The organism is Dictyobacter vulcani (assembly GCF_008974265.1).
Classification (GTDB): domain Bacteria; phylum Chloroflexota; class Ktedonobacteria; order Ktedonobacterales; family Ktedonobacteraceae; genus Dictyobacter; species Dictyobacter vulcani.
This window is the reverse complement of sequence record NZ_BKZW01000003.1, coordinates 596,949-609,489: the sequence shown is the minus strand read 5'-3', so window position 1 is coordinate 609,489 and position 12,541 is coordinate 596,949. Positions and strand designations below refer to the sequence as shown.

Here is a 12,541-nt window from a genome sequence, read left to right as displayed (position 1 = left end):
TTGAAAGCAGCCTGCTTCTTGCTTCGTCCTTATTTTGCCTGAACGTTGACATCAGGATTCAGCGCTGTGGTTGGCTTAAACACAAATCTTTTCGAGATAAAGAAGTTATAGACAAACACGAGAATGATACCAATCGGGTTGGCAATATATTCATTCACATGCAGTCCGTAGACGAGTATCAGACCAATAGCAAAGGAGAGTGATAACGCGGAAAGGCTGGTCAACTGGGCTTTGGCAATACGACGCATCCAATGCCATCCCTCGATCTTTTGCTCACGATAGGTAAAGAGTTGGTTAAGTACAAAATTGATGATGGTACTTACCTCAAAGGCACACGCTGAAGCCAGGGCGTAGAGCGCGTTCACCGTCATCGGATGACCTGTCAGGTTAAAGTTAAAAGTGAGGTGGAAATTACTCAGAAGCAATTGAAATATGTAGAGGGCTGCTACGTTGATTGGTATGCCAACGCCACCTACCAGACCATAACGAATAATACGTATTTTAAATAGCCGTTGGATCAAAGCAATCATATGCATATATTCCTTAACTACAATTTAGACGAGATATGCGCCTATCCTAGCATGTCAACATGTTTCTCGCAAGCAAACCACCATTTTGGCTACCATTTTCACCTGTCTGGATCAATGCTTCAAATTCGGCAGCAAAAAGCTCCCATCCGATTGATTTCGGATGGGAGCTTTTTTATGTATTAGAGATGCTCAGGCTGGTCGAGAACGCTCTGTAGATCAGATGGAAGTGGAGCTTCGAGCTCGATGGTTTCACCAGTGGTGGGATGCAGGAAGCGCAGTTGATAAGCATGCAGGAACTGACGCTTGAGGGTGATCCCATAGCGCAGGCGATTGGTGCCATAGGTAGGATCGCCAACCACGGGATGTCCGATGGCTTTGAGGTGGACGCGGATCTGATGGGTGCGTCCAGTCTCTAATTGCAACAGGACCAGCGTGTGGTGCTGAAAGCGCTCCTCAACTTTAAAGTGAGTAATCGCATCCTTACTGTCAATGGAGGTGATCGTCATCTGCTGGCGATTGCGAGGATCACGGCCAATCGGTGCCTCAATGCTACCACGCTCCAGAGCAATAACACCTTCGACGAGGGCCAGGTAGCGCTTCTCGATCTGGTGCGCCTTCATCTGCTCAATCAGGGCAGCCTGGGTACGCAGATTTTTAGCCACAATCAGGAGTCCTGATGTATCACGATCCAGACGATGCACAATGCCGGGGCGCAGGTCTGCTTCCTGGCTGCGTAACTCGGGATAACGTTCCACCAGGGCATTCACCAGAGTATCCTCATGATGTCCTGGAGCAGGATGCACAACCATGCCTGCAACTTTATTCAGGACCAGAAAATCGACATCTTCATAGACAATATCGAGCGGCATGGCCTGGGGTACCACATTTTTGACCGCCGAGGAGGGAACAAAATTCAAGACGCGCACGCTGTCGTTGAGCCGCAGGGCATAGCCTGTTTTGGAGGTGGCTTTCTCATTGATGAGGATCGAGCCATCGGTGATCAAGTGCTGGATCGCGCTACGCGATAGCTCGCTGATCTGCGCAGCTAAAAAACGATCTAACCGCGTGCCCGCCTGCTCGTCGGTGATCGTCCACTGTGTTTGTACTGTTGAGGATGATGTGTCGTTATTCATTGTGCTCCGATTTAGGTTTTTTTACCGCAGAAGTTTCTTTTAACGCTTCACCTTCTACATCCGGCTCACTGGCCGCATGATGTGGCTCTTTATGATCACGCTTCACACCTCCGAAGAGGACCATGATGAACAGCAAGATGACACCGACCGAGATACAGGCATCGGCGACGTTAAAAATAGCAAAGTAATAATTGATCTCAGGAATACGGAAGGAGACAAAATCGACCACATAACCACTGTGGATGATGCGATCAAGCAAGTTGCCAGTAGCGCCCCCCAGGATCAAGCCAAAGACGATTTTATATGCCAGAGGGCCGGTATTGATCATTCTCGCGTAGAGGGTGCAGACAACCAGAATGGCAGCGGCAATCAAGACAGCGAGCACGATTGAGCCATTTCCACCGGACAACATACCAAAGGCAGCTCCTGAATTATGAATATAGTCGAGTACCAGGTAGTGTCCAAGGACAGGAAACGGCATCTGACTACCAACAGCCATATTGCGGACAACCAGAGACTTGGTCCATTGGTCCAGAACAATGGCAATGATCGCCGTACACAATGCCAGGACATCATACAGACGCGCGCGTTTAAGAGGCACGATTCCCTTTTCCTTCTTTCCTTGACAAGTTGATTCGCCAGTTGGGCATGCCTATTGTACCACACGCTATCAAGAAAAACGTGCTCTCTATCTGTATGATATCGGCAGTCTGGCTTTTCTAACGCCTGGTCGCAGCCAGACTGCTGTCAATCGCTAGAAATTTCTTCAGATTGGTTACCTATCAATAAAGTTTGTAAACAATGTGAGAACCTCGTCTTGCTTTTCGATATGTGGCGAATGTCCACAATCGGACAAGACAACTTCTTGATAGCTTCCGCCGTTGGCTCTGTACTGCTCAAGCACGGTACGTACCTGGGTTTTCATGGGTTGCGCCGGATAGATATCCGCCCCGGGCCAGCCAGGAATAGCTCCTATTTGCCCAAGAAAACCTAAATCAAAGACTGAGGTGTCGGACACAATCTGGTCGTCTGCTCCATGGAGCCAGAGCACAGGTATCTGTGTACTCATGTCCGCGAAGTCAGCCTGATGTAAATACTTTGGCGCCAGAGCATTATTCACTCCCTGCGTTCCCGGAGCGACCAGCGGCCAGTTTGGCGAACTCACCATGTCTCCTGGATAATTGCCTGGATGAATCTTTGTGGAGAGCATACTGGTCAGATAGATTTCTTCACGGTCGGGCGCGACCCGAAATGGTGGCTTAAAGTAGAAGGTATTCATGACGGTACGTGGCGAACTCTGATCACTGGTGCGGTCTTGATTGGCCAGGCGCTGCGCAAAATCAGGATTAGCGGTGCCGCCTCCGCTACCGGCAAAGTCCGGCCAGGTGGGTGTCCCCTGTGCATCTCTGGTACCACCAAATCCAAATGGCGACCCGGGCGCCTGCAAGGTCAATGAACGCACATTACCAGGATGATCAATGACATATTGCATCACGACATTCCCCCCAGGGACCAGCCAAACAGATGGTAACTGGGAAGATGTAGCGCGTTGACAAACGCGGCCAGGTCATCAGCATAATCGCGTACGCCACGCGTGGCATCTACTGGCAATGTTTCACTATCTCCGTAGCCGCGCATATCTGGAGCATAAATAGTGTAGCGACCGGCAGCCGCCAACTGCAACATGAAATCCTGAAAAAAGAGCGAAGAAGAACAATTGCCATGCACAAGTACAATGGGCACTTCTCCTGCTCCTGCCTGCAAATAAGCGACAGTCAGGCGATCCGTCTGCACAGTACTCTGAACTATACCTGGAAGAAATAGTGCTGCACTCATAGGTGTACTCTCCTTGGAATACTCGCATTGATAATACAAGCGGTGTATATATGCCAGCCCTGGCATGTCCATGAAAACCATTTCAGGAAAGATGAGCAATGAGGGATTGATACGCTCAATTGTATCATTTTTAGCGCCTGTTGTATTGATCAATCAATACCAGCAGCATTTCAGGAGCCGGGTGACTGCTTTTCTTGGTCGGAAAAGTACAGGTCCGGCTAGCTCCGGGATGAGATAACTTTACCAAGGATGCGAATCTGCTGAGGCTCGGGGAGGTATTGCAACTGATGTTTGGCCAGGATATAAGTAACCAGCGTGGCAATGCGTTCATCGTCTTCAACATCAAGAGGGACCACTGGCACTTCAATATCACCTAGCGTCAAAGCTACTCTGAGGAATCCTGGAGGTTGAACCGTGCGCTTGCCAGCCTGAAAGAGGATATGCACAATCGAACCGGCGGCGCAGAGCAGAAAGTTCAATTGCTGGAAGAGATCAGGCTGCATTTTCTGTTGCAGATCACATTGCTCGCTATCCGCCGCTACCTGATAGCGACGATTGTTCCCTCCCAACTTACCAGTATAGACAGAGACAAACGCATAACCATGATGCTGTAGCAAATGCCTGAATTCGTCACCAAAGGCATAAATAACCGACACATCGGTATTAAGTTCATCCTCTGGCGCAATCTCGACCCGAAAAACCATTCTGGCGCCCAGGTGTCTATCCATCAAGCTCCCCCTGCTTTTTTTACTGTATATACGGGATACGACAAAGAAATATATTCCATAATACACTATCTCTGTAGTATGACGAATGGAAGAAGATACATGTCAAAAGCCCACCCACACATCCTGGCGTGATAACAGATGCTGCTGTCTTCATAGCTACAGGAATAAAAAACTCTTCCTACATTAATACTCATGAGCGGCCAAAAAGGTCTCACAACTATCAACGCAATACACAGCATCTAAAGAGAGAAACGACAAAAATACAGTAAGTGTTTCATTGTGAAGCACTTCAATGCCTGCATTGGCAAGCCTAACTCCACTCTGCTGACAACATATTTCTGAATAGGTTAATAAATGATCCTTAAAGAGGAACGAATATGTCCAGTTTCAGCATTATACTGGCTCATATAGAGAACATGAAAGCAAAATAGTATCATAAGGAGCAAACAAGCATGGGATTATCTGTACAGGTGGCCATCGATTGTACTGATCCAACAAAGCTAGCGGCATTCTGGGCTGAGGTCCTACATTACAAGATCCAGGATCCTCCTAAGGGATACGACTCATGGCCAGCTTTTTTACAGGCGCAACACATTCCCGAAGATCAGTGGAATAAAGCATCCGCCATCGTGGATCCAGAGGGAAAGGGACCACGCATTTTCTTCCAGCATGTTCCCGAAGCCAAAACCGTCAAAAACCGTGTTCACCTGGATATTAACGTTGGCCTGCATGGACAAGAGACGGCTTCCCCTGAAGAGCGTAAACAACGCACCATTGCTGAAGTCGAGCACCTCACCAAACTCGGAGCCCGCGAACTCTACCGCTGCGAAGAATTCGGCGATTTCGGGATCACCATGGCCGATCCCGAAAACAACGAATTCTGCATCCAGTAACCCCAGAGAGGACACCGAGAAAGCGTAAAATACATCGGTATCCTCCCTGCACAAAAATCTGTCAAAAACTAGATGTTCCATTCAATAATGCAATCAATTGGATGAGAAAGCATTTCGACAATTTCCGTCATTTAATCACCTGAACAGCTCTCGTTTGCTTCATACACTGGAAGAGCTACAACTTCGGCTGACTGTGGGGCTGGAGTTTGTGCTATTTAGAAGAGATCATCGCCATCATTACCTCCAGTTCCCGCTGCATATTGATCTTGTTGCAAGATAATGTGCAGTGGCACTAATTCTGTATTCAAGAAACGAAATGTGCCCAGATGATCAATAATTTGTGGACCATAGATGTAGACTATCCAGCGCCAGTAGGGTCCCAGGGTATGTTGACTGCGATACCCCAGTTCGTTGCTCCGATGGATGAAATCGTTTACCAGCACCTCCATACCCGGAGTAGTAGTTGGAGCCTTCATAGGTACATGATTGATATGAGAGGAATAAAAATATGCCCAATCATTTCCTGCTCTTTGCCAGGTAGCAGTAAGTTTCGCTGGTATCGTCTTTTTATCCTCGCTAACCCACTGCTCTGCATATCCGGAAGCCGTGATCATACTTAGAGTCAAACCACAACCACCTGCGGTAATAGGCCAGTAAAACCAGGCTTCTGGCAGCGTAATATTCATATCATTATCAAGGAAACGCTCACGGATTGCCTGGTGCAGTGCATCGACAATACCATGTCCCTGGCCAAAGAAGGCTTGATGGAACCTCCTTGCAACCACATCGATGCTTTTTCGATGAGTTTCACCTAAATCAGAATCCATGGCCGTAGCGCGAATTAAATGTTTGGCATGCAGATTATAGACCTCGATCTGCGTTAATAGCGATGGATAATGCAGTACTCGTTGCCGCGCCTGTTCGCGGTAAGTATCAAATCCCTCCAAATCAACTTGCCATACACCTTGCTCATTGAGCTTTAACAGCAGCCAGGAAGGAAGCGAGCGCGGTAACTGCTCAGGCAGGCTACCACCAATACAGACAGCACCACATTTTTCCTGGTTAAGGGTCAGTCCAGTCTGCTGGCAGAATTCCTGTGCTGCTTGCCAGGCTTTGACTGCTTCATCCGCATACGGTGTCAGAATACAAATATCATCAACCAGACGAATAACCTGTACACGTGCATTGCGCAAGATATGCTGATCCAGAAGCTTTAACACCATTTCACCCAACACATTCGAAAAACGGTGATGGAGCGGCACACCGCGCCAGATGTAAGCCTTCTCGTCTCCTCGCTGTACCTGCACTTCTAAAAATGTACGAAAAAAAGCCAGATCTGCTGGCGAAAAACCATAACGCTCAAGTACAGCGATCAGGAGATCATGCGGAAGAGAAGGATAGAAATCTTTCACATCAAGTTTAAGCACATAAAGAGGAGTGTCAGGAAAGGCTGCACGCGCGAGTTGAATCTCCGTATTAATAAATTGCAGGGTGCTCCTCATCCCATCAACCTTACGCCGAGATTCATAGCCATCAAGCGTGGTGCTGGCACCCTGCAGCCTTTCGCGCAGGCGTTGTCGCACAGCCACAATCGAGCTATGAAAAGGGGGTTGTTTAAAAAATGCTTTAAAGTCTTTGAAGGTCAACTCCCTATCGGGATGTGAAAGTAGATTTATCCAGATATCACTATCAGCGAGCCTGTATTGCTGGAGAGTCTGTTGGAACAGGACTTCATTGTCATCCTGGGAAGGTTCTTTTAACATAGCCAGCAGTTGTTCATCGCGTTCCGCACATTCCACTAACAGAAATTCCTGAAAGACATTTTGCAAACGTGTTCCCAGAGCTTCCAGGAAGCACATCGTGAAGAGTTCATAAGAGATAAATAGGCGCCACTTACTCATTGTCCAGAACGGAAAGTAATTCACACCATCTTCAGGCCAGTTCCATTCATTGAGATGGGTTAACTGAATCGATAACGCATCAGCCATCTCTTTACACATAATGCTATCTTGCAAGAAGTGCTTCGCTTGCCTGTGGATAGTAGCAGAGCAAAATGGGCTGACACTTAAATGTTCAAGCACCTCCTTTAGTTCTGAGGTGGTAATACGTTCTCGCAAAACGTTTTTTGCTAACGCCTGAAAGCGTGTGGCAATATTTTTTCCTTTTAATGTGCGCTCAGCAAAAAGATCGTCTAGCAACGAGAAATCAGATAAAGTTTCAGTAGGCTGACAGGCTGCTTCCAGGAGTTGAGCACTTATTTCGGTTTCAACAGGATGAGAATTTGTACCTTCGCTCTTTTCATGGACCCATTCTTCGAGTAAGGCACCAAAAATATAGATCAAGTCTGAACGTAAGCGACCCTGCGGTAGCTCTTTTGTCAGACGAGAACGCCAGAATGCAATAGTTTCCTCCGAGAGTTGGAGTCCGTTAAGCATTGGTTCCAGGTTTGCGACATCTGGATGAAGCGCAATACCAGCCATGGTAATTTTTCGCAGCCCTGTAAAAAGCAAGCGCAGTTGTTGGAGTGTCGTTGGAGTTTGTTCTAATTGTTGTTCAAGTTCGCGATAAGCCCTGGCAAGCCGAGGCCGCTGTCTACGTAGCTCTTGCAGTTTCGTTTGTGCAATCAAATATTCGTTTTTTGTGATCATAAGCTATTTTTCATCTTTCTACGAGAAGTTTACAAGAACATCTGTACTCATTAACTCTTCTTTTTCAAGAGCTACAAAACGGTAGAAAAACAACTTATATTCACATTTTCTATAATTTCAGGCCTTTTGCCTGCTTTATCTCACTATGTCTTCATATTTTTCACCAACCATGCAATAGAGATAGTGGAATCTAATGATAGTTGCACCATATATACATCAGGCACATATGTTATGGTTTCCTTAACTAACGAAGTACACGGCAGCCGTGTCGGGAGAGTTGTTCTAACCAGTCTGGATACACGGTCAGTTTGAGCCAGCGCAGGTCTAGTTTTTCTAGCTGCGTTAATTGACCAGGACTCGCTGGCAGGACGGTTAATCGGTTAGCTCGCAAATCCAACCATCGAAGTTGTTCCAGGCTCCCAATATCTTCGGGCAGAACTTCAACACGGTTATTTCTTAAATCCAATGTCCTTAATTGTGTCAGTTTCCCAATCGATGTGGGTAATGTCGCCAGACGATTACTGGCTATATGAATTTCATGTAGATTTGTTAGCTTCCCTAGAGTTTCCGGCAGACTGGTCAGACAGTTATTCATGAGATGAATCTCCTGGAGTAGTGTCAGTTCTCCCAGGGATTCGGGCAGGACTTCGAGCTGGTTGTTGTAGAGTCGGAGCTCTTGCAGGCTACTGAGTCGACCGATACTGGCTGGTAGTTCAGTGAGCTGATTATCGGTAATATTGAGGTAACGAAGTCGATTGAGCCGTTCAAAAAGATCAGCCTGAAGCGTGGTAAGCTGATTATTGCTAAGATAAAGATAGTGTTTGAGCTGCGTTAATTCACCTAACCGCGCAGGTAGCGAGGTCAGACGATTATGGGCTAGATCCAGTGTGCGTAGCTGTTGTAGATCTCCGATGTGTTCAGAGATCACAGTTAGCTGGTTTTCCGCGACATTTAAGGATTGTAGCCGCCTCAATTTCCAGAGTTCTTCTGGTAGCTCTTTCAACTGGTTCTTGCCAACACTAAGATACTCAAGTTGGGTCAGCTGACCTATTTCTGCAGGTAATGTAGTCAGTTGATTGCCATAAAGTGATAAGACTTTGAGTTTCGGCAGTTGCCAGAGCGTTGTTGGCAAGCTGGTAAGCTGGTTGCTATCAACATGCAGCTCTTCTAGCTCTGGCATGTTTCCCAGCCAGTCCGGCAGGGCAGTCAGTTGATTGGCATCCACATAGAGCTTCTTCAATTGCCGCAAATTGCCTGGCGATGCAGGCAGGTCGGTCAGGCCGCAATAGCGTAGCCAGAGTCCGCTAATGGCACCAGCCTCTATGAAAACCCCACACGTCTGACCTGCTCCATTCAAGCTGTCAGACGACCAGACTGGTAACTCCTGATCCGCCTGGAGCATACCACCTGCATGCAGTGTATGCTCCAGGTCTACGATAGCTGCCCTCTCGCTTAAAGACATATTCAACATCCTTTGTCATTTTACGCCATTATAACAGAAAGGGCACAGACACTAAATGGCCAGTTCTTCTGCTACTACAGCTTGCTCTGGTTGCTCGGACTGCTGCCGGATTCTTTTTTTGTTACCTGGTACAAAACACATGACGATGAAGGCAACAACTGCCAGACTGGCAGCAATCAGAAAACTTTCATGCATACCCAGCAGGGTGCTTTGATGCTGGAGTAGCTTGCCTGTCAGACCCTGAAGTCCCAGGCTGGTCAGGTAGTGCTGACTGCGCACCTGCACAACGCTGGCAAGGATAGCTACACCCATCGGGGCTGCTGTGGCATGCAGAACTGTTACCAGCGTTGAGCCGTTGGCAATTTCTTTGTGCTCCTCATTCTTAATCCTGGACATGGCAGCTACAGGAATCTGCTGGACCAGTGCGTTGGCAGCCCCCAGCAACAGCAAGATGCCCATGATCAGCCAGATGGCTGTATCTAAAGCCAGAGTCACCATCAGTAAAGCACTCACAGTCATCAGGATCAAACCAGCTAGCACGACTGGACGCGGACCAAGCTTATCAGTCAGTCGACCTCCAATTGGCAGAATCGCCAGTGTACTCAATGCCTGAGCCGCCTGGATGAGTCCAGCCTGGAATGCACTTTGCTGGTGGAGATTTTGCAGATAGATAGGAATGAGGAAAAGAATACCAAAGCGAATGAAGGCAACAAAGACCAGGGCAAGTACGCTAAAGCCAAAGGCGCGATCGCGAAAACGTCGCAGATCTAGTAGCGGTTGCTGCCCACGCCGGGCTTTGGAGAGTTCAATCAGTGCAAATGTGCTTAACAGGATGATTCCAAGCATGAAACATATGCTATTCCAGAGCATGTCGCTACCACTGCTAACCGCTGAGATCGAATAGAGCAGGATGGCACTACCACTGGCAGCAGTGAGGAAACCGAGAACATCAAAGCGCGTTCCTGGTTGCGCAGGTGTTTCACGCAGGAGCTTCTGAGCCATAACCACAGCAATAATCCCCAGAGGTACATTGATAAAGAAGGCCCATTGCCAGCCGAATGAACTGACCAGATATTCATTCGCAGCTCCTTTCTATACAAATAGCAGCGGGCTTACTTACACGTGTAAGTAAGCCCGCTGCTAAAAAAGATTTGACTTACACGTGTAAGTAACAGTATACTTGAGGCACGAGCGGATGTCAAGGAAATTTGCAATGGAAAAAGGGCAGCGAGGAATGGATTTGCGATGGAAAAAGGACAGCAACGAATCACCAGCAGCGATGTAGCACAAGCCAGCGGCGTTTCGCGAGCCACAGTAAGCTATGTCCTGAACAACGATCCACGCCAGAGTATTCCAGAAGAAACACGTAAACGCGTCATTAGAGAGGCCGAAAAACTTGGCTATCGTCCGTTTACACCCGCGCGTATCCTGCGAGCAGGCCATAGCCAGATCGTGCTGGCAGTCTTACCATTTGAGCAGGTTGATCCAGGTCTGGCGCTTGGACTCAAAGAACTGGAAGCCCGCCTGGTCGAACATGGCTTTACGCTCATCAGTTATGTGGGGGTCCAGCAACTGGCCACAAAAATCCATCCTTCCGCCAATGTGACCCCAGGCGTGATTGTATCCTATGGAGACGAGACGGATCCAGCAATTGCCAGTTTCTTACAACAATTTCAGGTACCTATCCTGCCCGGGATGAATAATCAGGGTATGCAACAACTGGTGGGAAAAACACAGGTTGATTATCTGCTCAGACACAGTCAACGGCAGATTGTGTTTGCCGCGCCCGAGCGCCAGGATGTGCAATTCCTGGTGCAGGCCCGCCTGAAGGGTGTCCTCCAGGGATGTAGCGAACATGGACTTGAGCCGGCACCGGTTTTTGTGGTACCTGCATCCCGTCCAGCCGCCCGCACAGCTATCAGAGAATTCCTGACTCACCAGCCATCCCCTTATGGGATCTGCTGCTATAACGATGAGGTCGCCTTTGCGGTCCTGGCGGCACTTATCGATGAAGGCATCAGTATTCCAGCTACAGCAGCGGTTATTGGCTGTGACGACATCCCGCTGGCCCAATTCAGCATTCCAGCACTCACCACCATGTATTTTGATCGTCAGCAATCCCTGGATCCCCTGGTCGAAAACATCATGGCCGCCAGTCGCGGCGAGCCAACCAGGCAGGTTCCGCCAGCATCGCTGAAACTGATTGTCCGTGACTCAGCGTAAAATCACCACTCAGCATCTGCCAATGATAACTTGTAAACACGTGTGATGCTAGATTTCGACACGCCCAATCTATTTTATCGTTAGAGGAGCCAGGTCCATGCCACTTGATCCACAGGTCACCGTTTATCTACGCGAAATAGCAGCTATAAACGCTGCAGAGCCAGTACCGGAACTTTCGCTCGCGCAACAACGCCTTCTGTCCGAGCAGAATGCTATCGAGCAGGCAGGAGAACCCGAAACAGTCGCGCTCATCACTGATCGCGTCATCACTGGTCCTGGCGGAGATATCTCTCTCCGTATCTATACACCAGAGGGCATAGGCCCATTTCCTGTCTTACTCTATTTTCATCCAGGTGGCTGGGTCTTTGGCAGCATCAAAGGCAGCGATCCTGTGTGTCGTGCGCTTGCCCGCCAGACACCCTGTATTGTCGTCTCTGTCGACTATCGTTTAGCGCCAGAACACAAGTTTCCAGCCGCTCCGGAAGATTGCTACGCAGCAACAAAATGGGTAGCCGAGCATGCCCATGAGTTTAATGGCGATCCACAACATATAGCAGTCGGAGGCGATAGTGCGGGCGGAAATTTAACCGCGGCAGTAACCTTAATGGCCCGTGACCACGGCGGGCCAGAGCTCTGCTTTCAGGTTATCATCTATGGCGAAACCGACTACTACGAACCAGGTACAACTTCCTACACGACCTATGCGGATGGGTATGGACTGGCAAGAGATGAGATGATCTGGTTCTGGGATCAGTATCTTGTTCACAAAGAGAATAGCCACCATCCCTATGCCTCTCCATTGCGAGCGACAGACTTAAGTAAGCTACCGCCCGCACTGATTATTACCGCCGAGTACGACCCCGTGCGCGACGAGGCCGAACACTACGCACAACGCCTGCAAGCATCCGGAGTCCCGGTGCAACTCTCGCGCTACCCCGGTATGATTCACAGCTTCTTTCGTATGTTTACCGTCTTTGACCAGAGTAAAGTTGCTCTTAGAGAGGTGACAGCCGCCCTTGCAATTGCATTTGCGCATAATAATATATAACTAAAGCATATAACCATTCGCAAGTATCCTGGCCACCAAT

General features: G+C 48.5%; 10 protein-coding genes and 1 pseudogene. 3 read left to right on the top strand and 8 right to left on the bottom strand.

Going from position 1 to position 12,541, the window contains the following annotated elements; genetic code table 11:
* Nucleotides 1–29 precede the first annotated feature (29 nt).
* The 5 genes and pseudogenes from KDW_RS26755 to KDW_RS26735 form a co-directional block, all read right to left on the bottom strand.
* Nucleotides 30–530, bottom strand: a complete 501-nt coding sequence (locus KDW_RS26755; protein ID WP_162005642.1) for a GtrA family protein — start codon at nt 528–530, stop codon at nt 30–32.
* A gap of 179 nt (nt 531–709) precedes the next feature.
* The gene (locus KDW_RS26750; RefSeq protein WP_151758968.1) at nt 710–1,663 is read right to left on the bottom strand and encodes an RluA family pseudouridine synthase; all 954 of its coding nucleotides are present in this window, start codon (nt 1,661–1,663) and stop codon (nt 710–712) included.
* On the bottom strand, nt 1,656–2,264 hold the full coding sequence (gene lspA / locus KDW_RS26745) for a signal peptidase II (protein WP_162005641.1): 609 nt from the start codon (nt 2,262–2,264) through the stop codon (nt 1,656–1,658). Before lspA ends, KDW_RS26750 begins: the two co-directional genes overlap by 8 nt.
* A 174-nt stretch (nt 2,265–2,438) precedes the next feature.
* A pseudogene (locus tag KDW_RS26740) lies at nt 2,439–3,499 on the bottom strand (alpha/beta hydrolase).
* 218 nt (nt 3,500–3,717) lie between these two features.
* Entirely contained in the window at nt 3,718–4,227 is a 510-nt protein-coding gene (locus tag KDW_RS26735) for a hypothetical protein (protein ID WP_151758966.1), read from the bottom strand.
* 452 nt (nt 4,228–4,679) lie between these two features.
* Here KDW_RS26735 and KDW_RS26730 point away from each other — a divergent pair, with 452 nt between their 5' ends.
* Entirely contained in the window at nt 4,680–5,120 is a 441-nt protein-coding gene (locus KDW_RS26730; protein ID WP_151758965.1) for a VOC family protein, read from the top strand.
* A gap of 215 nt (nt 5,121–5,335) precedes the next feature.
* Here the strand turns inward: KDW_RS26730 and KDW_RS26725 are convergent, their stop codons facing one another.
* The 3 genes from KDW_RS26725 to KDW_RS26715 all read right to left on the bottom strand — a co-directional run bounded on the left by KDW_RS26725 (nt 5,336) and on the right by KDW_RS26715 (nt 10,301).
* Nucleotides 5,336–7,768, bottom strand: coding sequence for a reverse transcriptase domain-containing protein (locus tag KDW_RS26725; RefSeq protein WP_151758964.1), 2,433 nt, complete (start codon nt 7,766–7,768; stop codon nt 5,336–5,338).
* Nucleotides 7,769–8,012: 244 nt separating this feature from the next.
* Nucleotides 8,013–9,230 (bottom strand): leucine-rich repeat domain-containing protein, encoded by a 1,218-nt coding sequence (locus KDW_RS26720; protein ID WP_162005640.1) that lies wholly within the window; start codon nt 9,228–9,230, stop codon nt 8,013–8,015.
* 51 nt (nt 9,231–9,281) lie between these two features.
* Nucleotides 9,282–10,301, bottom strand: coding sequence for an MFS transporter (locus tag KDW_RS26715; protein ID WP_151758962.1), 1,020 nt, complete (start codon nt 10,299–10,301; stop codon nt 9,282–9,284).
* Between the two features lie 174 nt (nt 10,302–10,475).
* On the opposite strand from KDW_RS26715, the gene KDW_RS26710 reads away from it, so the two are divergent.
* Both KDW_RS26710 and lipP1 read left to right on the top strand, forming a co-directional pair.
* The gene (locus KDW_RS26710; RefSeq protein ID WP_151758961.1) at nt 10,476–11,453 is read left to right on the top strand and encodes a LacI family DNA-binding transcriptional regulator; all 978 of its coding nucleotides are present in this window, start codon (nt 10,476–10,478) and stop codon (nt 11,451–11,453) included.
* A 97-nt stretch (nt 11,454–11,550) separates the two neighbouring features.
* Nucleotides 11,551–12,501 (top strand): LipP1 family hormone-sensitive lipase, encoded by a 951-nt coding sequence (gene lipP1, locus KDW_RS26705; RefSeq protein ID WP_151758960.1) that lies wholly within the window; start codon nt 11,551–11,553, stop codon nt 12,499–12,501.
* Nucleotides 12,502–12,541: the final 40 nt, after the last annotated feature.